Annotated in this window: 23 protein-coding genes and 1 riboswitch; of the genes, 18 read left to right on the top strand and 5 right to left on the bottom strand. The window is 73.8% G+C overall.

The window, feature by feature from the left end; translation table 11 throughout:
• Positions 1–103 precede the first annotated feature (103 nt).
• The 4 genes from ddaH (at position 104) to ABTY20_RS16745 (ending at position 5948) form a co-directional block, all read left to right on the top strand.
• Positions 104–916 carry a dimethylargininase gene (ddaH, locus tag ABTY20_RS16760; protein WP_351997750.1) on the top strand — a complete coding sequence of 271 codons (813 nt, stop codon included), beginning with the start codon at positions 104–106 and terminating at the stop codon, positions 914–916.
• Positions 913–2139 (top strand): ornithine--oxo-acid transaminase, encoded by a 1227-nt coding sequence (gene rocD / locus ABTY20_RS16755; RefSeq protein ID WP_351997749.1) that lies wholly within the window; start codon positions 913–915, stop codon positions 2137–2139. Before ddaH ends, rocD begins: the two co-directional genes overlap by 4 nt.
• A 120-nt stretch (positions 2140–2259) precedes the next feature.
• Positions 2260–4707 carry a SpoIIE family protein phosphatase gene (locus tag ABTY20_RS16750; RefSeq protein ID WP_351997748.1) on the top strand — a complete coding sequence of 816 codons (2448 nt, stop codon included), beginning with the start codon at positions 2260–2262 and terminating at the stop codon, positions 4705–4707.
• Between the two features lie 11 nt (positions 4708–4718).
• The gene (locus tag ABTY20_RS16745) at positions 4719–5948 is read left to right on the top strand and encodes a PP2C family protein-serine/threonine phosphatase (protein ID WP_351997747.1); all 1230 of its coding nucleotides are present in this window, start codon (positions 4719–4721) and stop codon (positions 5946–5948) included.
• 22 nt (positions 5949–5970) lie between these two features.
• Here the strand turns inward: ABTY20_RS16745 and ABTY20_RS16740 are convergent, their stop codons facing one another.
• Entirely contained in the window at positions 5971–6426 is a 456-nt protein-coding gene (locus ABTY20_RS16740) for an RpiB/LacA/LacB family sugar-phosphate isomerase (RefSeq protein WP_351997746.1), read from the bottom strand.
• A gap of 188 nt (positions 6427–6614) precedes the next feature.
• Here ABTY20_RS16740 and ABTY20_RS16735 point away from each other — a divergent pair, with 188 nt between their 5' ends.
• On the top strand, positions 6615–7340 hold the full coding sequence (locus tag ABTY20_RS16735) for a lysophospholipid acyltransferase family protein (RefSeq protein WP_351997745.1): 726 nt from the start codon (positions 6615–6617) through the stop codon (positions 7338–7340).
• 66 nt (positions 7341–7406) lie between these two features.
• On the opposite strand, the gene ABTY20_RS16730 is transcribed toward ABTY20_RS16735, so the two are convergent.
• Both ABTY20_RS16730 and ABTY20_RS16725 read right to left on the bottom strand, forming a co-directional pair.
• Positions 7407–9008 (bottom strand): alpha/beta hydrolase, encoded by a 1602-nt coding sequence (locus tag ABTY20_RS16730; RefSeq protein WP_351997744.1) that lies wholly within the window; start codon positions 9006–9008, stop codon positions 7407–7409.
• Between the two features lie 134 nt (positions 9009–9142).
• Entirely contained in the window at positions 9143–9430 is a 288-nt protein-coding gene (locus ABTY20_RS16725) for a type II toxin-antitoxin system Phd/YefM family antitoxin (protein WP_351997743.1), read from the bottom strand.
• 68 nt (positions 9431–9498) lie between these two features.
• On the opposite strand from ABTY20_RS16725, the gene ABTY20_RS16720 reads away from it, so the two are divergent.
• The 3 genes from ABTY20_RS16720 (at position 9499) to ABTY20_RS16710 (ending at position 11295) form a co-directional block, all read left to right on the top strand.
• Positions 9499–9966, top strand: a complete 468-nt coding sequence (locus tag ABTY20_RS16720; protein WP_351997742.1) for an ATP-dependent Clp protease proteolytic subunit — start codon at positions 9499–9501, stop codon at positions 9964–9966.
• A gap of 7 nt (positions 9967–9973) precedes the next feature.
• Positions 9974–10282: a hypothetical protein gene (locus ABTY20_RS16715; RefSeq protein ID WP_351997741.1), complete on the top strand. Its 309-nt coding sequence runs from the start codon at positions 9974–9976 to the stop codon at positions 10280–10282.
• 343 nt (positions 10283–10625) lie between these two features.
• A riboswitch (cyclic di-AMP (ydaO/yuaA leader) is annotated at positions 10626–10817 on the top strand.
• A gap of 4 nt (positions 10818–10821) precedes the next feature.
• Positions 10822–11295, top strand: a complete 474-nt coding sequence (locus tag ABTY20_RS16710; protein WP_351997740.1) for a C40 family peptidase — start codon at positions 10822–10824, stop codon at positions 11293–11295.
• A 60-nt stretch (positions 11296–11355) separates the two neighbouring features.
• Here ABTY20_RS16710 and ABTY20_RS16705 read toward each other — a convergent pair whose 3' ends face one another.
• On the bottom strand, positions 11356–11817 hold the full coding sequence (locus ABTY20_RS16705; RefSeq protein WP_351997739.1) for an ATP-binding protein: 462 nt from the start codon (positions 11815–11817) through the stop codon (positions 11356–11358).
• A gap of 212 nt (positions 11818–12029) precedes the next feature.
• On the opposite strand from ABTY20_RS16705, the gene ABTY20_RS16700 reads away from it, so the two are divergent.
• Positions 12030–12890: a helix-turn-helix domain-containing protein gene (locus ABTY20_RS16700; RefSeq protein ID WP_351997738.1), complete on the top strand. Its 861-nt coding sequence runs from the start codon at positions 12030–12032 to the stop codon at positions 12888–12890.
• 9 nt (positions 12891–12899) lie between these two features.
• On the top strand, positions 12900–13124 hold the full coding sequence (locus ABTY20_RS16695) for a DUF397 domain-containing protein (protein ID WP_351997737.1): 225 nt from the start codon (positions 12900–12902) through the stop codon (positions 13122–13124).
• A 48-nt stretch (positions 13125–13172) separates the two neighbouring features.
• Here ABTY20_RS16695 and ABTY20_RS16690 read toward each other — a convergent pair whose 3' ends face one another.
• Positions 13173–14300 carry an 8-amino-7-oxononanoate synthase gene (locus ABTY20_RS16690; protein WP_351997736.1) on the bottom strand — a complete coding sequence of 376 codons (1128 nt, stop codon included), beginning with the start codon at positions 14298–14300 and terminating at the stop codon, positions 13173–13175.
• Positions 14301–14447: 147 nt separating this feature from the next.
• On the opposite strand from ABTY20_RS16690, the gene bioB reads away from it, so the two are divergent.
• The 8 genes from bioB to ABTY20_RS16650 all read left to right on the top strand — a co-directional run bounded on the left by bioB (position 14448) and on the right by ABTY20_RS16650 (position 22481).
• Entirely contained in the window at positions 14448–15599 is a 1152-nt protein-coding gene (bioB, locus tag ABTY20_RS16685) for a biotin synthase BioB (RefSeq protein WP_351997735.1), read from the top strand.
• Positions 15592–16872: an adenosylmethionine--8-amino-7-oxononanoate transaminase gene (locus ABTY20_RS16680; protein ID WP_351997734.1), complete on the top strand. Its 1281-nt coding sequence runs from the start codon at positions 15592–15594 to the stop codon at positions 16870–16872. The genes bioB and ABTY20_RS16680 overlap by 8 nt, the downstream gene beginning before the upstream one ends.
• 1 nt (position 16873) lies before the next feature.
• Positions 16874–17590 (top strand): dethiobiotin synthase, encoded by a 717-nt coding sequence (gene bioD / locus ABTY20_RS16675; protein WP_351997733.1) that lies wholly within the window; start codon positions 16874–16876, stop codon positions 17588–17590.
• Positions 17591–17658: 68 nt separating this feature from the next.
• Complete coding sequence (locus ABTY20_RS16670) at positions 17659–18354, top strand: class I SAM-dependent methyltransferase (RefSeq protein ID WP_351997732.1); 696 nt, start codon at positions 17659–17661, stop codon at positions 18352–18354.
• Between the two features lie 332 nt (positions 18355–18686).
• Complete coding sequence (locus tag ABTY20_RS16665) at positions 18687–19112, top strand: GNAT family N-acetyltransferase (RefSeq protein WP_351997731.1); 426 nt, start codon at positions 18687–18689, stop codon at positions 19110–19112.
• Between the two features lie 157 nt (positions 19113–19269).
• Positions 19270–20637 carry a hemolysin family protein gene (locus ABTY20_RS16660; RefSeq protein WP_351997730.1) on the top strand — a complete coding sequence of 456 codons (1368 nt, stop codon included), beginning with the start codon at positions 19270–19272 and terminating at the stop codon, positions 20635–20637.
• The gene (locus ABTY20_RS16655) at positions 20634–21647 is read left to right on the top strand and encodes a hemolysin family protein (RefSeq protein ID WP_351997729.1); all 1014 of its coding nucleotides are present in this window, start codon (positions 20634–20636) and stop codon (positions 21645–21647) included. The genes ABTY20_RS16660 and ABTY20_RS16655 overlap by 4 nt, the downstream gene beginning before the upstream one ends.
• Before the next feature lie 57 nt (positions 21648–21704).
• A complete protein-coding gene (locus ABTY20_RS16650; RefSeq protein ID WP_351997728.1) occupies positions 21705–22481 on the top strand; it encodes an SGNH/GDSL hydrolase family protein in 777 nt (258 codons plus the stop codon).
• The last annotated feature ends 52 nt before the right edge of the window (positions 22482–22533 follow it).

Genomic DNA, 22533 nt, shown 5'->3' with positions numbered 1-22533 from the left:
TCCTGCGTGGACGCGCAGCTCTTGTTCCTTGTCGTCCCCGTCGTCCGCTTCCTACCGTGGTCTCATCCCCTTCGAGACCGCGTGGAAGCGGAGGAACCCCTCTGTGCCCGACTTCCGTGTGGCGTCCCGGCGGCGATACCTCGTCTGCGAACCCAGACACTTCGCCGTGCGGTACGCGATCAACCCCTGGATGCGCCCCGGCCGTCCCGTCGACGTCGCCCTCGCCCGACACCAGTGGCGGACGCTGGTCGACACCTACCGTGACCACGGCCATACCGTGGAGAACGTGAAGCCGGAGCCCGGACTGCCCGACATGGTGTTCGCCGCGAACGCGGCGGTCGTCGTGGCGGGCCGTGTCCTCGGCTCCCTGTTCCTGGCGCCCGAGCGGCGCCCCGAGTCCGTGCCGTACGAGGCCTGGTTCAAGGCCCGGGGGTACGAGGTGCACCGTCCCGGATCGGTGTGCGAGGGCGAGGGCGACCTGGTGCCCGCCGGGCGCTGGATCCTCGCCGGCACCGGGTTCCGCACCACTCCCGAGGCGCACCGTGAGGCACAGGAGTTCTTCGGGGTGCCGGTGATCGGCCTGACGCTGGTGGATCCGTACTTCTACCACCTGGACACGGCGCTGTTCGTGCTGGACGAGGAGAACGTCGCGTACTACCCGGAGGCGTTCTCGCCGGGGAGCCGCGAGGTCCTCGCCCTGCTGTACCCGGACGCGGTGCTCGCGACCCGTGAGGACGCCGCGGCGTTCGGGCTGAACGCCGTCTCCGACGGGCGCCACGTGTTCCTCCCGCCGGGGGCCCGGGCCCTCGCCGCCCGGCTCGCCGCCCGGGGCTACGTTCCCGTTCCCGTCGACCTGTCCGAGTTCCACAAGGCAGGCGGGGGCATCAAGTGCTGCACACAGGAGATCCGCTCATGACTGCTGTCGTCCCCGCGCGTACGTCCGCCGAACTGATCGGTGCGGAGGAGCCGGTCCTCGCGCACAACTACCATCCGCTGCCCGTGGTCGTCGCCCGCGCGGAGGGCGCGTGGGTGGAGGACGTGGAGGGCCGGCGGTACCTGGACATGCTGGCCGGCTACTCGGCGCTCAACTTCGGCCACCGGCATCCGGCGCTGGTCGAGGCGGCGCACCGCCAGCTGGACCGGCTCACGCTGACCTCGCGCGCGTTCCACCACGACCGGCTCGCCGGGTTCGCGCAGCGGCTGGCCGCGCTGACCGGTCTCGACATGGTGCTGCCCATGAACACCGGCGCGGAGGCGGTGGAGAGCGGGATCAAGGTGGCCCGCAAGTGGGCCTACGACGTGAAGGGCGTCCCGGCGGACCGGGCGACGATCGTGGTGGCGGCGGGCAACTTCCACGGCCGCACGACGACGATCGTGAGCTTCTCGACGGACGAGGTCGCGCGGGCCGGGTTCGGGCCGTTCACCCCGGGCTTCCGGGTGGTGCCGTACAACGACCTGGCGGCCCTGGAGGCGGCCGTCGACGAGACGACGGCGGCGGTGCTGATCGAGCCGATCCAGGGCGAGGCGGGGGTGGTCGTCCCGGACGACGGCTACCTCACCGGGGTGCGGGAGCTGACCCGCCGCAAGGGGTGCCTGTTCGTCGCGGACGAGATCCAGTCGGGTCTGGGCCGCACGGGCCGCACGCTCGCGGTGGAGCACGAGGCGGTCGTCCCGGACGTCGTCCTGCTCGGCAAGGCGCTGGGCGGCGGCATCGTCCCGGTGTCGGCGGTGGTGGCCCGGCGGGAGGTGCTCCAGGTGCTCCGTCCGGGCGAGCACGGGTCGACGTTCGGCGGCAATCCGCTGGCCGCGGCGGTCGGCACGGCCGTGGTGGAGCTGCTGGAGACGGGCGAGTTCCAGCGCCGTGCGGCGGAACTGGGCGGCATCCTGCGCGAGGGCCTGGAGTCGCTCGTCGGCAAGGGCGTGGTCGGCTTCCGCTCCCGCGGCCTGTGGGCGGGCGTGGACGTCGACCCGGCGCTCGGCACCGGCCGCGAGGTCAGCGAGTGGCTGATGCGGGAGGGCGTCCTGGTCAAGGACACCCACGGCTCCACCATCCGTCTGGCCCCGCCGCTGACGGTCACGGCGGAGGAGCTCCAGGACGCCCTGCACACCCTGGAGAAGGTCCTGGCCCGGCAGGTCTGAGCCGCCGTCCCCCGCCGGGGCCCGGCGGGGGACGACATGCCCCCAAAACTCCCATCCCTCCCAAGAGTGAGGAGGGGGACAAGAGGGGGTAGACCACTCTCAGCGACAGAGAGGTCGGCCGTGGGCGGACACCAGGAGCAGGACGTGGCCCGGCAGGGGTTCGACGTGGCCGACGTCGTTCCCCTGGTGCTCGATCCGCAGGGCATGGTGTCGGGCTGGACCGGCCGGGCCGAGCGACTGCTGGGGTACCGCGCCTCCGAGGCCGTGGGCCGCAAGTTCGCCGAGCTGCTGGTCCCCGAGGACGCCGAGCGGGTGCCGGACCTGGTCGAGCGGTGCCGGGCGGACGGCGACTGGGCGGGGCCGATGACGGCCCGGCGCCGGGACGGGCGGCCGGTCGCGGTGGCGGTGCGGATCACGCCGACCGTGGAGCCGGGGGACCGTTCGTCGCTGCTGGTCCTGCTGTCGGAGCCGGCCGGCCCGCCCGGCTGGGACATGAGCCGCGCCGTGCTGGAGCAGATGGTCGCCGGGACGTCGATCGGCATCGCGGTCGTGGACACGGAGCTGCGCTTCGTGTGGTCCAACGCCGCGCTCGAGCAGTTCGGCGGCGGGCCGGCCGGGCGGCGCCTGGGGCTGCGGTTCGCGGACGTCCAGCCGGGCATGGACGCCGAGGCCGTCGAGGAGCGGATGCGGCACGTACTGGACACCGGCGAACAGGTGGTCGACTACGAGCACGTCGGTCGCGTCCGCTCGGCGCCGCTGCGCGAGACCGCCCACATGCTGTCGTTCACCCGGCTCGACGACGGCCGGGGCCGCCCGGTGGGCGTGTACTACACCGTCGTGGACGTCACCGAGCGGCACCGCGCCCGTCAGCGCCTCGCCCTGCTCGACCGGGCCGGCAAGCACATCGGCCGCTCCCTGGACGTCCTGCGCACCGCGCAGGAACTGGCCGACGTGACCGTGCCGGAACTCGCGGACTACGTCGCCGTGGACCTGCTGGAGCCGGTGCTGCGCGGCGCCGAGGTCCAGCCGGGCCCGCTCACCGGTTCCGACCGCGTGCCGCTGTGCCGGGCGGGCCAGCGGTCGCTGTACGAGGACCTGCCGCGGGCCGCCATGGAGACCGGGGCGGTCCTGTGGTACCTGGCGGACTCTCCTCCGGTGCGCTGTCTGACCACGGGCCGGTCCTGGCTCCAGGAGCGGCTCGACCCGCTCGCCCTGGCGTGGGCCACACCGCCGGGCGGCCGGGAGTCCACCTTCCTGGAGCTCGGCCTGCGGAGCGCGATGATCGTCCCGGTCCGGGCCCGGGGCGTCACCCTGGGCGTCACCGGGTTCTTCCGCCGTCGGCACGATCCCTTCACCGAGGACGACCTCCATCTGGCCGAGGACCTCGTCTCCCGCGCCGCCGTCTGCGTGGACAACGCCCGGCGCTACACCCGCGAGCGGGACGCCGCGCTGGTCCTGCAGCGCAGTCTGCTGCCCCGGCGGCTGCCCGAGCAGGACGCCGTGGAAGTGTCCGCCTGCTACCGCCCGGCGGACGAGCTGACCGGGCTGGGCGGCGACTGGTACGACCTGATCCCGCTGTCCGGCGCCCGGGTCGCCCTGGTCGTCGGCGAGGTGCCGGGGCACGGCATCGACGCCGCCGCGGCCATGGGGCGGCTGCGCACCGCCGTACGGACGCTGGCCGCGATCGACCTGCCGCCCGAGGAGGTGCTCGCCCATCTGGACGACCTGGCGTCCCGGCCGGCGCGGGACGAGGGTGCCGGAGAGCCCGGGGAGTTCCCCGGCCGGTCCGTGGGGTCCGGTTGTCTGTACGTCGTCTACGACCCGGTGGACGGGCGGTGCACGCTGGCGACCGCGGGGCATCCCGCGCCGGCCGTGGTGGCGCCCGACGGCACGGTCACCTTCGTCGACCTTCCGCAGGGACCGGCGCTCGGTGTGGGCGGCCCGCCGTTCGAGGCGGTGGAGCTGCTCCTGGCCGAGGGGAGCACGCTCGCCCTGCACACGGACGGTCTGCTGGCCGACGGGGAGGCCGCGTCCGGCGGGACGGGCCGCGAACGGCTGCGGCGGGTGCTCCGGGAGGCCGCGGCCGCGCTCGAACCGGGCTGCCGCGCGGTGATCGACACGCTGGTCCCGGCCCGGCCGTACGACGACGCGGCCCTGATGATGGCCCGCACCAGACGCCTGGACCCCGGACAGGTCGCGGTCTGGGACCTGCCGGCGGATCCGGCGGTCGTGGCCGAGGCCCGCAGGACCAGCACCCGGCAGCTGGCCCGCTGGGGGCTGGACGAGCTGGTCCTCACCACGGAACTGGTCGTCAGCGAACTGGTCACCAACGCCATCCGGCACGCCGGCGGACCCGTGCGGTTGCGGCTGATCCGGGAGCGGGCGCTGGTGTGCGAGGTGTTCGACGGCGGCTCCACCGCTCCCCACCTGCGGCATCCCCGCGCGACGGACGAGGGCGGACGCGGGCTGCTGCTGGTCTCCCAGCTGGCCCAGCGGTGGGGCACCCGGTTCGTCCCCGACGGGAAGATCATCTGGGCGGAGCAGTCGCTGACCGCGCCGCCGGAGTGAGGCGAGGGCCCATGGCGGAAGCGCCGATCGACTACGCGGCGGTCTACCGGGCCCTGCCCGGCATGGTGGCGCTGCTGACCCCGGACCTGGTCTACGCGGACGTCAACGAGGCCTTCGTCCGCGGGTCGGGGCGGTCCCGCGAGGACCTCGTGGGCCGCTACCTGTTCGACGTCTTCCCGGAGAACCCGAACGACCCGGAGGCGACGGGCGCCCACCATCTGCGCGCCTCGCTGCAGCGGGTCCTGTCCACGGGCGAGCGCGACACCATGGCCGTGCAGCGGTACGACGTGGAGAGCCCGGAGCACTCCGGGCACTGGGAGGAGCGCTACTGGAGCCCGGTGAACACCCCGGTGCCCGGACCCGACGGGCGGATCGCGCTGATCGTGCACCGGGTCGAGGAGGTCACCGAGCTGCTCCGGGTCCGGGGCGGTGCGGGTGACGGCCGGGAGCGGGTGCTGGAGGCCGAGCTGTACACGCGCGCCCGTGAGCTGCAGGACCTCAACAACTGGCTGCGGCAGGCGCACGCCCGGGAACGCGAGGTGGCCCTGTCCCTGCAGGAGGCGATGCTGTCGACCCACCGGCCGGTCGGCCACCACCGGGCCGCCGTGCGCTATCGGCCCGCGGTGGGCTCGCTCAACGTCTGCGGGGACTGGTACGACCTGGTCGACCTGGTGCGGGGGCACCGCATCGCCGTGTCCGTGGGCGACGTGGTCGGGCACGGACTGGCGGCCGCCGGTGTCATGGGCCAGCTGCGCAGCGCGCTCAGCGCCGCCTCCCGGGTGGCGGACGGGCCCGCGCGGGCGCTGGACGTGGTGGGCCGCTACGCCCACGTGGTGGACGGCGCCGAGTCCGCGACGGCGGTGACGGCCTTCATCGACTTCGACCGGCACACCCTCACCTACAGCAGCGCCGGCCATCCGCCGCCCGCGCTGCTGCACCACGACGGACGCGTGGAGTTCCTCGACCGGGCCACCGACCCCCCGCTCGACGCCCAGCCCGATCCGGCGCCCCGGCCGGAGGCGATGACCGGTTTCGCACCGGGGGCGGTGCTGGTGCTCTACACCGACGGGCTGGTCGAACGGCGCCGTGAGGACATCGACACGGGGCTGCGGCGGCTCGCCGGGGCCCTGCGCCGGCACCGGGGACAGGATCCCGAGGCGCTCGCCGACACCGTGCTGCGGGAGCTGCTGCCGCCCGGCGGCGCCACCGACGACACGGCGCTGGTCGTCGTACGGCTGTGACCGCCACGCGGCCGTCCCCGGGTCAGGGACCCGTGCGCTCCCGGTCCAGGCGTGCCGTGTGGGCCACGTTGCGCCGGTCCTCCGGGTCGTCGCTGGGCGCGCCGGCGAACCAGGCGTCGAGGATCTCCCTCAGCAGCGGCCCGGACGTCAGCCGCAGGCTGAGCGCCAGCACGTTGGCGTCGTTCCAGCGGCGCGCGCCGTCCGCCGTGGGGGCGTCCGTGCACAGGGCGGCCCGGACGCCGGGCACCTTGTTCGCGGCGATCGAGGCGCCGGTTCCGGTCCAGCAGCACACCACCGCCTGGTCGGCCGTCCCGGAGGCGACCTCACGGGCCGCCGCCTCGGAGCAGACGGCCCACCGCGCGTCGTCCCCGGGGTTCAGGGCGCCGTGCGCCCGCACGTCGTGGCCGCGTTCGCGGAGCTCGGCGAGGAGGGCGCGGGCCACGGGTTCGTCCATGTCGGAGGAGACGGAGATCCGCATGGTGACGAGCCTACTCCCCCGCTCCGCCGCCTGACGGGTGCTCAACGTCCCGGGCGGGTGCGTCCCGTCGCGTCGGACGTGGTGTCGGGCCACGGCACCCGGACCTAGACTGGCACCCCACGACGTGCCGGACGGCCCGCCCGGGACGCGGCGGCACCACCCGTCCACCGGAGTCGAGGAGCGTGCACTTGTTCTACTACCTGCTCAAGTACGTGCTGCTGGGCCCGCTGCTGCGACTGGTCTTCCGGCCCCGGACGGAGGGCCTGGAGCACGTGCCGTCGTCCGGCGCCGCCATCGTCGCCGGCAACCACCTGTCGTTCTCGGACCACTTCCTGATGCCGGCCGTGCTCAAGCGGCGCATCACCTTCCTCGCCAAGGCCGAGTACTTCACCGGCCCCGGCCTCAAGGGCCGGCTGACGGCGTTCTTCTTCCACAGCGCGGGGCAGATCCCCGTCGACCGCTCCGGCAAGGAGGCCGGGCAGGCCGCCATCCGGGAGGGCCTCGGCGTGCTGGGCAGGGGGGAGCTGCTCGGCATCTACCCGGAGGGCACGCGCTCGCACGACGGCCGTCTCTACAAGGGCAAGGTCGGCGTCGCGGTGATGGCCCTGAAGGCGGGCGTGCCGGTGGTCCCCTGCGCGATGATCGGCACGTTCGAGGCGCAGCCGCCCGGCAGGAGGATTCCCCGGATCCGCCCGGTGGTGATCCGTTTCGGCGAACCGCTGGACTTCTCGCGCTACGCGGGGATGGAGAACGAGAAGGCGGTCCTGCGCGCCGCCACCGACGAGATCATGTACGCCATCCTCGCCCTCTCCGGGCAGGAGTACGTCGACCGGTACGCGACCGTCGTCAAGGCCGAGGACGCCGGGCGCGGGGCGGAGGGGAGAAGCCGCTTCCCGCGCATGCCGCTGAGCTGACCGCTGCGGACGCGGACGGGGGGCGGCCGGAGAGTCCCGGCCGCCCCCGTGCCGTACGGCGTGGGCTCAGGGCTTCGGGGTGGCGTGCGGTGCGCACGTCACGTCGGAGCGGTCCAGCTCGCCGGTGAGCAGGTAGGTGTCCACCCGGTCGTTGACGCAGGGGTTGACCAGGCCGGTGACGCCGTGGGACCCGGCGTTGCGTTCGGTGACGAGGCGGGAGCCCCTGAGCCGCTGGTGCAGTTCGACGGCGCCCGCGTACGGGGTGGCCGCGTCACGCTCGGACTGGACGATCAGCACCGGCGGCAGGCCCTTGCCGGACTTCACGTCCACGGGCGTCCGCTGCTTGGCCGGCCAGGTGGCGCAGGGGAGGTTCATCCAGGCGTTGGCCCACGTCATGAACGGGTGGTCCCGGTGCAGCCGGGTGTTGTCGCGGTCCCACGTGCGCCAGGCGGTGGGCCACTTGGCGTCGGCGCACTCCACGGCCGTGTAGACCGCGTTGCCGTTCTCCGCGGCCGCGTTGCCCGCCGTGTCGGACAGGTCGGGGGCGGCCGCGTCGACGAGCGCCCGGGTGTCGCCGGCGACGTACCGGCTGAAGACGTCCGCCGTGGGTGCCCACGCGGAGTCGTAGTACGGGGCGCTCTGGAAGAAGGAGATCAGCTCGGCCGGACCGACGACGCCACCGAGGGGGTTCTCCTCGGCGGTGGCGCGCAGCTCGAGCCACCGCTCCTGGACCTCGGCGCGGGTGTCTCCGAGGTGGTAGGTCGCGTCGTTCTTCGCGACCCAGTCCTGCCAGTCCTCCCAGCGGCCCTCGAAGGCGACGTCCTGGTCCAGGTTGGCCTGGTACCAGATCTTCTCGCGGGAGGGGTTGACCACGCTGTCGACGACCATGCGGCGGACGTGGCCCGGGAAAAGGGTGGCGTAGACGGCGCCGAGGTAGGTGCCGTAGGAGACGCCGAGGAAGTTGAGCTTCTTCTCGCCGAGGGCGGCGCGGACGACGTCGAGGTCGCGCGCGGTGTTCGGCGTGGTCATGTGCGGCAGCATCGCGCCGCTGCGCTCCCGGCAGCCCTCGGCGTACTCGCGGGCGAGCTTGCGCTGGGCGAGCTTGTCGGCCTCGGAGCGGGGCACCGGGTCCGCCTTGGGCGCCTTGACGAACTCCTGCGGATCGACGCAGGAGATGGGCGCGGACCTGCCGACGCCGCGCGGGTCGAAACCCACGAAGTCGTACGCCTCGGCCACGTCGGCCCAGACCGGGTTCCCGGAGGTGACCCGGGCCGGGAAGCGCAGACCGGATCCGCCGGGACCGCCCGGGTTGTAGAGCAGGGCGCCCTGGCGCTCGCTCCTGGTGCCGGTGTTGCCGATGCGGTCGACGGCGAGCTCGATCTGCTCGCCGTACGGCTCGGCGTAGTCCACCGGCACCGAGACCCGGCCGCACTGGATCGGCTTGGCCAGGTTCCAGTCCTCGGGGCAGTCCTGCCAGTCGATGCCGGTCTTCGCCGCCCGGGCGGCCGCGACGGCGACGCCCCTGGCCTCGCGGTCCTCGCCGTGGCGGGTGTCCGCCGTCGCGCTCGCCGCGGGTGCCGCGACGGCGCCGGCTATGAGCGTCGCCGCGACGAGCACCCCGGCCGAACCGAGCGCTCCCGCCCGTCTCCTCGGTCTGCTGTCCCTCAAGTGGGGCCTCCCCGTTCATCGTTGCGATGGGTACGGGGGATCCTCGCCGCTGCGAGGCCGCCGGGGACAGGGCCCGAGGCCGTTCTTTGCCAACCCGATAACCGGTCAGGGGTGTTCCGCCAACCGGACGGGGCTTACGAGCCGGCCGTTCCCCGGTGCTCCGCCGCGATGCCGAAGCGCCGGCGTTCGCGGGGAGCGGACGCGACCTCGCGGACCCCGGACACCGTGCTGACCACCTGCTCCTCGGCAGGCTCCTCGAGCCGGCGGAGCTCCTCGAGTCGTCGCAGGTCATCGGCGGAGACGAGGGCGACGAGGGGTTTCCCGTGCCGGGTCACGACGACGCGCTCACCGCCGTACACCACGCGGTTGATGAGGTCGGCGAGCTCAGCCCTGGCTTGGGTCACCGGAATCTCGTAGGCCATGGACCCATCATAACGTCACGTACGTCCTGTACATTTTTTACGGAGACGACCAGACAGGAGGGGCTCCCATGACCCGACCGGCCGCCCGCCACGTCCTGCCCGGGCCCACCGAACGCACGGCGTCCGGAAACCGGCCGACGGACCCCTGCTCGAAGCCGCTCGAGGGGCGCGTCGCCGCCCTCGGGACACCGATCGACGAGACCTCCGCGAACGACGTGGTGGCGCAGCCCGTACACCTGGAGCACCACTCCCCCGGCGGCTCCTTCCACGCCGCACCGGCGCTCCGCCGGCCCTCCCTCCCGGAGCCGGTCGAGGAACGGGCCGGCGATCCGGCGATCCGGGCCGGGGAGCCGGCCCGCGTCCGGTCGCGGACGGAGGAGCTCCCGGTCCGGCACACCGGCCGCACCGCGGAGCGGGTCCGGGCGGAGATCGAGCGGGACGCGGCCCTCGACGTGCGGGCGGCGGTGGAGTACGGCCCGGCGGACCGGATCGTGACCGGCCGCGGGATCGCGTCCCCCGCCCCCGGCGCGAGGTGAGCCGCGGATGCTGCCACCGGAGCTGCCGCCGCTGCCCGCGCTGACCCGCGCGGAGGCCGAGCTGATCGACCGTTACCTCGAGATCGTCGACCTGCTCGGCCGGATCAACCCGGCCCTGGGCGGTGACACCTACCGCGGACTGCGCGCCGCCCAGGCGCTGGTCGGCAGCGCCGTCGCGCTGCGCGAGGCGCTGACCCTGATGCACCGGCGCGGCGAGAGCGAGTTGCACGCCGGCACGCTGGCCCGGGCCCTGCGGGTACTGGACGGTGAGCGCCGCACGGCCCGGGTCACCCTCCCGCCGGACTCCGCCGGTTGACGCCCGCGGACCCCGGCCGGCGGCCCCGGACGGCCGCGTGCCCCGGCCGGGGCCGAAACGGACCAAACGGCGTACCCCCGTCCGGCGTAGACGAACCTGCTGTTTTCGGACCCTCGGAGTTGCGTGACGCGCGTACTCCACGGCCGGAACGGGGCATACCGGCCCTGGTCCACGGCTCCCCGGGCCCTCGGCGCGGACCCGAACAGGAAGGTGTCCACCCGAACGGATGAGTGGTGAGTAACAACACAAACTCCACGTTCCGTTGGGATTTCGATCGCTTCATGAGCCAAGATCCCTGACTGACGACAAGACCCCGCCGCCGCGGCGGGGCGATCCGGGCGGACGCCGAGTCCTGCCGCCGCCCGGATGACCGGTCGACAGGAGTGGATCGGCAGGAGTGGAGGACCCGAGCACGACGGGCCGCCGGAGCGTCAGTTCCGAGCAGTCCTTGGGGTGAAGCCGCACAGGTGCGGCCGGGCAACTTCGCCAGCCCGAATCCGACAGGTCATCCTTCACAGGCGGCTGACGAAGGGTTGCGCATGACTGCGCTCAATCGTGTCCCGTCTCTCATGGCCCGGGCCGGCACGGCCTCGGCCCTCACCCTGGCCGCCGTGGGCGGCTCCATCGTGGTCCCCGGCGCCGCCTCGGAGGCGGCCGCCGCGAGCACGGCCACCAAGGCGCTGCGCGTCGCCGCCTCCAAGAAGGGCTCGCCCTACAAGTGGGGCGCCACGGGCCCGTCCAGGTTCGACTGTTCGGGTCTGACGCTGTACTCGTTCAAGAAGGCGGGCAAGAAGCTGCCGCGCACCGCCGAGCAGCAGTACAACAAGACGCGTCACATCTCCGCCAAGAACCGCAAGGCGGGGGACCTGGTGTTCTTCCATTCGGGCAGCTACGTCTACCACGTCGGCATCTACGCGGGTAAGGGCAAGATCTGGCACGCCCCGAAGACCGGGGACGTGGTGCGCCTGCAGAAGATCTGGACCCGCAGCGTCTGGTACGGCCGGGTGAAGTGACCACGGGGGGCGGCGGCTTCGGCCACCCCGCCGCCCCGCCGTCCCCGGCCGACGCCGCCCCTACTGCTCCTGCCGTCCGGCCGCCGTGACCGCTCCGGCGGGCCGGACGGCCCACGGAAGTTCGACCGACACGGTCTTGCCGCCCTCGCGCGTGGGGCGGACCCTCAGCCTGCCGCCGCATTCGACGGTCAGCCAGCGGATGATGACCAGCCCGCGGCCGTTGTCCTGCTGGACCGCCGCGGGCAGCCGCTTGGGGAGTCGCGGGTGACTGTCCGTGACGCCGATGTGCACCCGCTCGTCCCGGACCAGGACGACGTCCACGGTGAACGTGGGGGACTGCCCGAACGTGTGCTGCACCGCGTTGGTGGCGAGTTCGGAGACGATCAGCCGGACGGTGTCGCACAGTTCCGCGCCCGCCGGCATGCCCCATTCCTCCAGCGCCCCCACCACATGGGCACGGGCGGCCGCGACCGAGGCGGGATCGCTCGGCAGAGTGACGGATGCTTCCAGATGGTCTGCCATGGCGACGTCGTCCCTTTCCCACGGGACCGCAGTCCGACACGGAGCGGCTGGTTCGAGTACGGTCCCGCACTGGTGCTTCGCCGCCAGACTGCCATCACCGCACGGCGCGGAACGGCGATCCACCAAGATGTGCATATATCTGTCGCTCAAAGCGGTGAACTCTGCGACGGGAGACCGTATCCGGGCGGCTCGGAGGGGGTAAGGAGAAGCCCATGCAGCACGGTCCCGCGGTGCGCCGCCGGAAACTGGGCGCCGAACTGCGCGCGCTGCGCGTCTCGGCGGGGCTCACCAGCGGTGGGGCGGCCCGGCTGGCGGGCTGGCACCAGTCGAAGGTGAGCCGGATCGAGACGGGCACGAGCGGGGCGAAACCGGCCGATGTGCGGTTGCTCCTCGACGTCTACGGCGTGGCGGATCCGCAGCTGCGGGAGTTGCTGCTGGTGCTGTCGGGCTCCGGTGACGGCGACGGGCGGCACCACTGGTGGCACGCCTACCGCGGGGTACTGCCGCCGACCTACCGGGACTTCATCAGCCTGGAGTCGCAGGCGAGCGCGATGCGCACCCTGGAGACCACGGTGATCCCGGGGCTGCTGCAGACCCCGGAGTACGCGCGTGCGGTGACGGAGGCGGCCCTGGAGGGCGCCTCGGAGGAGCGTCTGGACGCCCTGGTGGAGGTGCGGCTGGCCCGGCAGGACGTGCTGCGGGCGACGCCTCCGCTGGAGCTGAGCGCGGTGCTGGACGAGGCGGTGCTGCGCCGGGAGGTCGGCGGCCCGGGGGTGATGCGCCGTCAGCTGGGCCGGTTGGTCGAGGCGGCCCGTCTGCCCCAAGTGCGTCTGCAGGTACTGCCGTTCAGCGCCGGTGCGCATATCGGCGTGACCGGCCCTTTCGTAATCTTTTCATTTTCGCGCACTTCTGATCTGGACGTGGTTGTTCTCGACCACTTGACGAGTAGCCTCCATCTGGAGCGGAAAGAAGACCTCCGGGCCTACTCGGAGGCCTTTGACGTCCTTTCGATCCACGCCCTTTCCCCCGAGGACTCGTTGGATTTCATCGCCGGTGCCGCAGCCGGCGCATAAGGAGGCACGATGCCCGCACCCCCTCGGACCGTCCCTTCCGGCCTCGCACTGCGCGATGTGAGGTGGCTGCGCAGCAGCTACAGCACGGGGGCGAACAACTGCGTCGAGACGGCCCGGCCGGCCGCCGGCCCCCTGGCCGGGCTGCTCGCCGTGCGCGACTCCAAGGCCCCGGACGGGCCCGTGCTGCTCTTCTCCCCCGACAGCTGGGCCCGGTTCGTGACCGTGGTCGGCTGACGACCCGGCCGACCCGTCACCGGGCGACGCACGGCCGTGCCCGCCGACTCATGGCCGCGTCTCGCCGATCACCCGTACAGCGCGTTCGATCTCCGCCCCGGACAGGTCCGCGCGGGCGGTCAGTCTGAGCCGTGAGACGCCGTCGGGCACGGAAGGAGGACGGAAGCAGCCCACGGACAGGCCGGCCGCCCGGCAGTCGGCCGCCCATCGTACGGCCTGCTCCGGGGAGGGAGCGCGCACGGAGACGACCGCGGCGTCCGGACGCACCGCTTCCAGACCCGCGGCCGTCAGCCGGGCGTGCAGGTCCCGCGCCACCCCGCCCGCCCGCGCCGCACGCTCCGGCTCCCGGCGCAGCAGCCGGAGGGCCGCCAGGGCCGCACCGGCCGCGGCGGGGGCGAGTCCCGTGTCGAAGATGAACGTCCGGGCCGTGTTGACCAGGTGATCGATCACCCGGGCCGGGCCGAGCACCGCTCCGCCCTGGCTGCCGAGCGACTTCGACAGCGTGACCGTCACGACGACGTCGTCGTCGCCCGCGAGCCCCGCCGCGTGCGGGGCACCGCGCCCCCCGTCGCCCAGCACGCCCAGCCCGTGCGCGTCGTCGAGCACCAGACCGGCACCGTGCTCCCGGCACGCCTCGGCGAGCCCGGTGAGCGGGGCGGCGTCGCCGTCCACCGAGAACACCGTGTCGGACACCGCGACCGCGGGCCCGTCGTGCCCGCCCAGCGCCTTGCGCACGGCGTCGGGGTCGGCGTGCGCCGTGACGTGCGTCGTCCCGCGGGCCAGCCGGCAGCCGTCGATCAGCGAGGCGTGGTTGCCCGCGTCGGAGACGATCCTGGAGCCGTGCGGGGCCAGCGCGGTGACGGCGGCGAGGTTGGCGGCGTAGCCGGAGGAGAGGACCAGGGCCGCCTCGAAGCCGCAGAAACCGGCCAGTTCGCGTTCCAGTTCGGTGTGGAGGGCGGTGGTGCCGGTGACGAGCCGGGATCCGGTCGCCCCGCCGCCCCAGGTCAGCGCGGCCCGCGCGGCGCCCTCGGTGACCTCCGGATGCCGGGCCAGGCCCAGGTAGTCGTTGCTCGCCAGGTCGAGCAGCGGCGTGTCGGCGGACCGGGGGCGCAGGGTGCGGACGAGTCCGGCCCCGCGGCGCAGTTCCGCCTGCTCGTCGATCCAGCCGAACGCCATGGGTCCTCCGGGGCTCCTGTGGGCAGTGCCCAGACACTAGCGGGAGGCCGGACGGATCCCCGTGTGGCGATATCCACACCTCGAAGCGCCTCTGTTGTACGAAGCCTCCTTGGCCCGGACGGGTCGGGTAGGACAGGATCGGCTCCCATGGACCTGCTGAACACGCTGGTGGACAAGGGGCTTCGGCGCGAGACGCCGACCCGCGCGGAAGCACTGGCCGTCCTCGCGACGTCCGACGACGACCTGCTCGACGTGGTGGCCGCGGCCGGGAAGGTGCGCCGGCACTGGTTCGGCCGCCGGGTGAAACTCAACTATCTCGTCAACCTCAAGTCCGGCCTGTGTCCGGAGGACTGCTCCTACTGTTCCCAGCGGCTCGGCTCCAGGGCCGACATCCTGAAGTACACCTGGCTGAAGCCGGACGAGGCGTCGCGGGCGGCCGCCGCCGGACTCGCGGGCGGCGCCAAACGGGTGTGCCTGGTGGCCAGCGGCCGCGGTCCGACCGACCGTGACGTGGACCGGGTCTCCGACACCATCAAGGCCATCAAGGAGCAGCACGAGGACGTCGAGGTGTGCGCCTGTCTCGGCCTGCTCTCCGACGGACAGGCCGAGCGGCTGCGCGAGGCGGGCGCGGACGCCTACAACCACAACCTCAACACGTCCGAGTCGACGTACGGGGACATCACGACCACGCACACCTACGCCGACCGGGTCGACACCGTGCGCAAGGCGCACGCCGCCGGCCTGTCGGCCTGCTCGGGTCTGATCGCCGGCATGGGCGAGTCCGACGAGGACCTGGTCGACGTGGTCTTCGCGCTGCGCGAGCTGGACCCGGACTCCGTGCCGGTCAACTTCCTGATCCCGTTCGAGGGGACGCCGCTCGCCAAGGAGTGGCACCTGACCCCGCAGCGGTGCCTGCGCATCCTGGCGATGACGCGGTTCGTCTGCCCGGACGTCGAGGTGCGGATCGCCGGCGGCCGTGAGGTGCACCTGCGCTCGATGCAGCCGCTCGCGCTGCACCTGGCCAACTCGATCTTCCTCGGCGACTACCTCACCAGCGAGGGCCAGGCCGGCAAGGCCGACCTGGAGATGATCGCGGACGCCGGGTTCGAGGTGGAGGGCGCCGGCGAGGTGACGCTGCCCGAGCACCGCGCGGGCGGCGGCTGCGGCTCGCACGAGGGCGCCGGCGCGTGCGGTCCGGCGGCCGCGGGCTCCTGCGGGAGCGCGCCCGAGGAGCCCCGCACGGACCTGGTCGCGGTGCGCCGCCGGGGCGCCGGGACGGACCTCGCGCCCAATGCCTGAGCGGTCCGTCGCCGAGCTGCTGGAGCTCGACCGGCGGCACGTCTGGCACCCGTACGGACCCATGCCGGGCCGCCGGGAACCGCTCGTCGTGGAGTCGGCGAGCGGGGTGCGGCTGAGGCTCGCCGACGGCGCGGGCGAACTGGTCGACGGGATGGCGTCCTGGTGGTCGGCGATCCACGGCTACAACCACCCGGTGCTCAACGAGGCCGCGCGCGCGCAGCTGGAGCGGATGAGCCACGTGATGTTCGGCGGGCTCACCCACGAGCCCGCCGTGCGGCTGGCGAAGCTCCTTGTCGACATGTCGCCGGAAGGTCTGGAGCACGTGTTCCTCGCGGACTCCGGGTCGGTGTCGGTCGAGGTCGCGGTGAAGATGTGCCTGCAGTACTGGCGTTCGCTGGGCCGGCCGGAGAAACGGCGGCTGCTGACCTGGCGGGGCGGCTACCACGGCGACACCTGGCAGCCGATGTCGGTGTGCGACCCCGAGGGCGGGATGCACGGACTGTGGTCCGGGGTGCTGCCGCGCCAGGTGTTCGCCGGGGCTCCGCCCGCGGAGTACGAGGAGGCGTACGCCGAGGGCCTGCGGGAGCTGATCGGGCGGCACGCGGGTGAACTGGCCGCGGTGATCGTGGAGCCGGTGGTGCAGGGCGCGGGCGGGATGCGGTTCCACTCCCCCGCCTATCTGCGGGTGCTGCGCGAGGCGTGCGACGCGCACGGCGTGCTGCTGGTGTTCGACGAGATCGCGACCGGGTTCGGACGCACCGGCGCGTTGTTCGCGGCGGAGCACGCGGCGGTGACGCCGGATGTCATGTGCGTCGGCAAGGCGCTGACCGGCGGCTACCTGACCATGGCGGCGACGCTGTGCACCGCGCGGGTGGCCGAGGGCATCTCCCGCGGTGAGGTGCCGGTGCTGGCGCACGGGCCGACGTTCATGGGCAATCCGCTGGCGGCGGCCGTGGCCTGCGCCTCCGTCGAGCTGCTGCTCGGCCAGGACTGGCTCGCGGAGGTCCGGCGGATCGAGGCGGGCCTGCGGGAGGGGCTGGCGCCGGCGGCCGGACTGGCCGGGGTGCGGGACGTGCGGGTGCTCGGCGCCATCGGGGTGGTCCAGCTCGATCACGCCGTCGACCTGGCGGCGGCCACGGAGGCCGCCGTGCGCGAGGGCGTGTGGCTGCGGCCGTTCCGCGATCTGATCTACACCATGCCGCCGTACGTCACGGGTGACGCGGACGTGGCGCGCATCGCCCGCGCGGTGTGCGCGGCGGCGAAGGAGGGATGACATGCCGGTGATGGTGGTCACGGGCACGGGCACCGAGGTCGGCAAGACGGTGGTGACGGCCGCGCTCGCCGCCGCGGCGCTGGCGTCCGGCCGGTCGGTGGCCGTGCTGAAGGCGGCGCAGACGGGTGTGGGGCCGGAGGAGGCCGGGGACGCCGAGGAGGTCGCGCGGCTCGCCGGCGCGGTGACGACGGCGGAACTCGCCCGCTACCCGGACCCGCTGGCACCGGCCACGGCGGCCCGCCGGGCCGGCCGGGCGCCCGTGCGTCCGCACGAGGTCGCGGAGCGGGCCGCCGCACTGGCCACGGAGCACGATCTGGTGCTGGTGGAGGGTGCGGGCGGACTGCTCGTGCGGTTCGACGCGGCCGGCGGGACGCTGGCGGACGCGGCGGCGCTGCTGTCCGCGCCGGTGCTGGTGGTGGCGTCGGCCGGGCTCGGCACCCTGAACGTCACCGAGCTGACGGCCCGTGAACTGCGCGGACGGGGGCTGGACCTGGCGGGTGTGGTGATCGGCAGCTGGCCCGCCGAACCCGACCTGGCCTCGCGGTGCAACCTGCTGGACCTGCCGGACGTGACCGGTGCCCCGCTGCTGGGCGCCGTACCGGCCGGGGCGGGCGGCCTCACCCCGGCCGGGTTCCGGGCCTCGGCACCGCGCTGGCTGGCGCCCCGGCTGGAGGGGACCTGGGACGCGGAGGCGTTCCGGACGCGGGAGGCGCCCTGACGCGGACGGGGATGCGGACCGTCCGCCCGGGGAAGAATCGGTGCAGGCCCGTCCCGGGGGAGGTCCTCATGCAGTTGCCGACCGGCCGTTCCAGGAAGGCGGAGCGGGGCGCCGTGCACCATCCGCTGTTCGCGCGGTGCTACGCCCGGCTCAGTGTCGCCGCCGAGACCCGCGCGGGGATGGCCGGGGTACGGCGCGGACTGCTCGGCGGGCTGTCCGGCCGGGTGATCGAGGTCGGCGCGGGCAACGGTCTGAACTTCGCGCACTATCCGGGCGCCGTCTCGGAGGTCGTCGCCGTCGAACCGGAGCGGGAGCTGCGGGCGCTGGCCGTCGAGGCCGCGCTGCGCTCCCGGACGCCGGTGGACGTCGTGCCGGGCGTGGCGGAGGCGCTGCCGCTCAAGAGCGAGGCGTTCGACGCGGCGGTGCTCTCGCTGGTGCTGTGCAGCGTGCGGGACGTGCCGCGGGCGCTGGCGGAGCTGAGGCGGGTGCTGCGGCCGGGCGGCGAGGTGCGGTTCTTCGAGCACGGGCGGGGCGGCGGCCGGGTCATGCGCCTCACCCAGCGGGCACTGGACCGGACGGTGTGGCCGCCGCTGGCCGGTAACTGCCACGTGGCGCGTGATCCGGTCGGCGCGCTGCGGGAGGCGGGGTTCGAGCTCGGCCCCTACCGGCGGACGCAGATGCCGGGGAAGGGGCCCGCGCTGCCCACCTCGCACTGCGTGACGGGCGCAGCGTGGCGGCCACCGGACGCCGCCGCCGGGGGCTGAACACGCGCTCCGGCGGCTCGGCCGCGATGTCGTCCACGGCCACCTCGCCGTCCTCGGCAGGCCGGGCCGGATCGCGCACCCGCTTCCGGCGAGGTGACGGCCTTCGGCCCGCCGGCGGCGAGGCACGCGTACGCGGCGGCGGAGGTGAACAGGGCGGGGAGCGCTCCGGCGCGGGGACGTGGATCGGCGACGGGAGCAGCGGCGCGGGCGTGCGGGCCGTCGGCCGGACTCCTCGGCGAAGACGCGGCAGGTACCCCGCGCTCCCCGCGGCGGGGGCGGTCCGGATCGTGGAATGCCCTGCCGCGCCAGGGCGCGTGTGCTGGGATCCCCGCATGACCGAACCGCGTGTACGGGCCGCGACGCCCGAGGACCTGGACGGTGTGCTGGCCTTCTGGAAGGTGGCCGCCGAGGGGACGAGCATCAGTGACGACCGGGACGGGGTGGAGCGGCTGGTCGCGCGCGATCCGGAGGCGCTGGTCCTCGCGGAGCGGGACGGCGAGCTGGTCGGCACGGTGATCGCGGGCTTCGACGGCTGGCGGTGCCACCTCTACCGGCTGGCGGTGCACCCGGACCACCGGCGGCAGGGCGTCGGCTCCGCGCTGCTGGCCGCCGTGGAGGAACGGTTCGCACGGCTCGGCGGGCGCCGCGCGGACGCGATGGTGCTGGAGGACAACGAGGCCGCCCACCATGCATGGGGCGCCGCGGGGTACGCGCGGGAGGAGCGCTGGCGGCGCTGGGTGAAGCCCCTCACCGGGTGATCCACGGCCCGGCGGCACTCCTTTGCCGTTCCTTTGCCCCGTAGGGGCCACTCGGTCCCCGTGAAAGGTTGTGTGCGTCCGCCCATGGACGAGCCCCCGGTTCCCGTCGTCGCGCGTCCGTTCCCGTCCTGTCCGACCATGGGACGGAGGTGACCCGATGACCGAAGTGCTCCTCCTTCTGGCGGCGATCCTGCTCTCGCTCGCCTGCGGCGCCTTCGTCGCGGCCGAGTTCTCCCTCACCACGGTCGAACGGGCCGAGCTGGAGCGGGCCGCCGAACGCGGCGAGCGGGGCGCCGCGGGCGCCCTCAAGGCCGTACGGAACCTGACCTTCCAGCTCTCCGGCGCCCAGCTCGGCATCACGGTCACCAATCTGGTGGTCGGCATGCTGGCCGAGCCGTCGATCGCCGCGCTGCTCGCGGGCCCGCTGGAGGACATCGGCGTCTCCGGCTCGGTGGCGCGCTCCCTCGCCCTGGTGATCGGCACGGCCCTGTCGACGGTGTTCCTGATGGTGGTCGGCGAGCTGGTGCCCAAGAACTGGGCGATCTCCTCACCGCTGGCCGTCGCCAGACGGGTGGGCAACGCGCAGCGCTGGTTCAGCGCCGCCTTCCGCCCGTTCATCACTCACCTGAACGACACGGCCAACCGCGTGGTGCGCCGCATCGGCGTGGAGCCCGCCGAGGAACTGGAGTCCGCGCGGGGACCGCAGGAGCTCGCGGCACTCGCCCGGCACTCCGCCCGGGAGGGCGCCCTGGAGCCGGACACCGCCGAGCTCTTCGTCCGCACGCTGAACCTCGCCGACCTCACCGCCGAGAACGTGATGACGCCGCGCGTGCAGGTCGTCGCCCTGGACGTCCGGGCGACCTGCGAGGACGTGGCGAACGTGACCCGGGCGACCGGGCTGTCCCGGTTCCCCGTCTACCGCGACACCCTCGACGCGGTCGTCGGCACCGCGCACGTCAAGGACGTGGTGGCACTGCCCGCGGAGCGCCGTGCCCGGGTGCCCGTGTCGGAGCTGATGCGCGAACCGCTGCTGGTCCCCCAGACGCTCACCGTCGACCGTCTCCTCGACCGGCTCTCCGGACGGCGCACCATGGCCGTGGTGATCGACGAGTACGGCGGCACGGCGGGCGTGGCCACGCTGGAGGACATCGTCGAGGAGGTGGTCGGCGAGGTCCGCGACGAGCACGACCCGCACGAGACCCCCGACCTGGTGCGGGCCGGCAGCGACGAGGACGGCCGGACGCTGTTCTCCGCCGACGGCGCGGCGCGGATGGACCAGCTCGCCCGGGTCGGCCTGCGCGCCCCGGAGGGGCCGTACGAGACCCTCGCCGGGCTCGCGGCGGCCGAGCTGGGCCGGATCCCGGCCGTCGGGGACACCTTCGAGGTGGCCGGCTGGCGGCTGGACGTGGTGGACGCCACCGGCCGCCGCGCGGCACGCGTCCTGCTGCACGCGCCCCCCGGGGACCGGTACGCGGCACAGCGGCGGACGGCCGGGACCACGGAGGAGAAGGGGGCGCGGCGATGACCGTCGTACAGCTGCTGATCGGTCTGGCGACACTGGTCGTCAACGCCTTCTTCGTGGGCGCCGAGTTCGCGCTGATCTCGGTCCGCCGCAGCCAGATCGAGCCGTACGCCGACGAGGGCGACCGGCGCGCGAAGAGCGTGCTGTGGGGCCTGGAGCACGTCTCCGCGCTGATGGCGGCCGCACAGCTCGGCATCACGCTGTGCACCCTGGTCCTCGGCGTGGTCGCCGAGCCGGCCATCGCGCATCTGCTGGAACCGGTGTTCCACGCGGTGGGCGTCCCCGAGGGCGCGGGGCACGCGGTGTCGTTCGTGATCGCGCTGACCCTCGCGACGTACCTGCACATGCTGCTGGGCGAGATGGTGCCGAAGAACATCGCGCTCGCCGAGCCGGTGCGCAGCGCGCTGGCGCTGGGCCCGCCGCTGGTGGCGCTGTCCCGCGCGCTGCGACCGGTGATCTTCGCGGTCAACGCGTTCGCCAACGCGCTGCTGAAGCTGATGCGGGTCGAGACGCGCAACGAGGTCACCGCCTCCTTCTCGGACGCCGAGCTGGCACAGATCGTGAAGGACTCCGGCGAGGCGGGCCTCATCGACGACCGCGCGCGGGAGCGGCTGCACGACGCGCTGGAGCTGGGCCGGCGGCCCGTGCGGGACGTGGTGATGCCACTGGAACGCGTGGTCTACGCGAGCGTGGGCGTCACCCCGGAGGGACTGGAGCGGCTGTCGGCGGAGTCCGGGTTCTCCCGCTTCCCGGTGGTGGACGGGCAGCGTCGGATCGTCGGCTATCTGCACGTGAAGGACGCCCTGGACGCCTCGCCGCGCGACCTGCCGTTCCGCGCGGCGGACATGCGGCCCATCGCGCGGGTGCGGGAGGGCACGCCGATGGACGACGTCCTCACCGCCATGCGGGGCAGCCGTACGCACCTGGCGGCCGTCCTCGGGACCGACGGACGGCTGGCCGGGCTGGTGACCATGGAGGACGTGCTGCAGGAGCTGTTCGGGCAGCGGACCTGAGCCGGGGACGGGCGACCGACCACCGGGTATGTGCCAGGGGATACCATCTGTGGCGCCATGCAGACGAATCCCACCTACAGCAGCCTTGTCGCGCTCGGCGACTCCTTCACCGAGGGCATGTCGGACCTCCTTCCCGACGGCACCTACCGGGGCTGGGCCGATCTCCTCGCCGCGCGGATGGCGGCCCTCACCCCCGGTTTCCGGTACGCCAACCTCGCGGTGCGCGGCAAGCTGATCCAGCAGATCGTGGACGAGCAGGTCGAGGTCGCCGCCGCCATGCGGGCCGATGTCGTCACCCTGGTCGGCGGGCTCAACGACACCCTGCGTCCGAAGTGCGACATGGGGCGGGTGCGGGACCTGCTGACCGAGGCCGTGGAGCGGCTGGCGCCGCACTGCGGGCAGCTGGTGCTGATGCGCAGCCCGGGCCGCCAGGGACCGGTCCTGGAGCGTTTCCGCCCGCGCATGGAGGCGCTGTTCGAGTGCGTCGACGAGCTCGCCGGGAAGCACGGCGCGCTGGTCGTCGACCTGTACGGGGCGCCGTCGCTCGCCGACCCCCGGCTGTGGGACGTGGACCGGCTGCACCTGACCGCCGACGGCCACCGCAGGGTCGCCGAGGCGGTCTGGCAGACGCTGGGCCACCCGCCGGAGGACCCCGAGTGGCACCTGCCCCCGGAGGCGACGCTCCCCCCGCGCTGGGTGGCCCGGCGGGTCGAGGACGCCCGGTTCGCCCGGCAGCACCTGCTGCCGTGGATAGGCCGCCGGCTCACCGGCCGTTCCTCCGGCGACGGGCTGCCGCCCAAGCGGCCCGAGCTGCTGCCGTACGAGGGCCGGTAGCACCGCCTTGTGCTTTCCTCCAGGCCACCCGGTGGCGCCGGCCTGCAGGAAT

The sequence above is a fragment of the Streptomyces sp. NPDC126497 genome (assembly GCF_040302425.1).
In the GTDB taxonomy this organism is placed as follows: domain Bacteria; phylum Actinomycetota; class Actinomycetes; order Streptomycetales; family Streptomycetaceae; genus Streptomyces.
Note: the sequence above shows the minus strand (reverse complement) of the source record. Positions and strands in the feature narration are given on the sequence as shown.

Excerpts from the sequence above, each read along its gene's own strand:
- rocD (WP_351997749.1), top strand. The coding sequence starts at position 913 with ATGACTGCTGTCGTCCCCGCGCGTACGTCCGCCGAACTGATCGGTGCG.
- ABTY20_RS16745 (WP_351997747.1), top strand. The coding sequence starts at position 4,719 with ATGGCGGAAGCGCCGATCGACTACGCGGCGGTCTACCGGGCCCTGCCC.
- ABTY20_RS16740 (WP_351997746.1), bottom strand. The coding sequence starts at position 6,426 with ATGCGGATCTCCGTCTCCTCCGACATGGACGAACCCGTGGCCCGCGCC.
- ABTY20_RS16725 (WP_351997743.1), bottom strand. The coding sequence starts at position 9,430 with ATGGCCTACGAGATTCCGGTGACCCAAGCCAGGGCTGAGCTCGCCGAC.
- ABTY20_RS16720 (WP_351997742.1), top strand. The coding sequence starts at position 9,499 with ATGACCCGACCGGCCGCCCGCCACGTCCTGCCCGGGCCCACCGAACGC.
- ABTY20_RS16715 (WP_351997741.1), top strand. The coding sequence starts at position 9,974 with ATGCTGCCACCGGAGCTGCCGCCGCTGCCCGCGCTGACCCGCGCGGAG.
- ABTY20_RS16710 (WP_351997740.1), top strand. The coding sequence starts at position 10,822 with ATGACTGCGCTCAATCGTGTCCCGTCTCTCATGGCCCGGGCCGGCACG.
- ABTY20_RS16705 (WP_351997739.1), bottom strand. The coding sequence starts at position 11,817 with ATGGCAGACCATCTGGAAGCATCCGTCACTCTGCCGAGCGATCCCGCC.
- ABTY20_RS16700 (WP_351997738.1), top strand. The coding sequence starts at position 12,030 with ATGCAGCACGGTCCCGCGGTGCGCCGCCGGAAACTGGGCGCCGAACTG.
- ABTY20_RS16695 (WP_351997737.1), top strand. The coding sequence starts at position 12,900 with ATGCCCGCACCCCCTCGGACCGTCCCTTCCGGCCTCGCACTGCGCGAT.
- ABTY20_RS16690 (WP_351997736.1), bottom strand. The coding sequence starts at position 14,300 with ATGGCGTTCGGCTGGATCGACGAGCAGGCGGAACTGCGCCGCGGGGCC.
- bioB (WP_351997735.1), top strand. The coding sequence starts at position 14,448 with ATGGACCTGCTGAACACGCTGGTGGACAAGGGGCTTCGGCGCGAGACG.
- ABTY20_RS16680 (WP_351997734.1), top strand. The coding sequence starts at position 15,592 with ATGCCTGAGCGGTCCGTCGCCGAGCTGCTGGAGCTCGACCGGCGGCAC.
- bioD (WP_351997733.1), top strand. The coding sequence starts at position 16,874 with ATGCCGGTGATGGTGGTCACGGGCACGGGCACCGAGGTCGGCAAGACG.
- ABTY20_RS16670 (WP_351997732.1), top strand. The coding sequence starts at position 17,659 with ATGCAGTTGCCGACCGGCCGTTCCAGGAAGGCGGAGCGGGGCGCCGTG.
- ABTY20_RS16665 (WP_351997731.1), top strand. The coding sequence starts at position 18,687 with ATGACCGAACCGCGTGTACGGGCCGCGACGCCCGAGGACCTGGACGGT.
- ABTY20_RS16660 (WP_351997730.1), top strand. The coding sequence starts at position 19,270 with ATGACCGAAGTGCTCCTCCTTCTGGCGGCGATCCTGCTCTCGCTCGCC.
- ABTY20_RS16655 (WP_351997729.1), top strand. The coding sequence starts at position 20,634 with ATGACCGTCGTACAGCTGCTGATCGGTCTGGCGACACTGGTCGTCAAC.
- ABTY20_RS16650 (WP_351997728.1), top strand. The coding sequence starts at position 21,705 with ATGCAGACGAATCCCACCTACAGCAGCCTTGTCGCGCTCGGCGACTCC.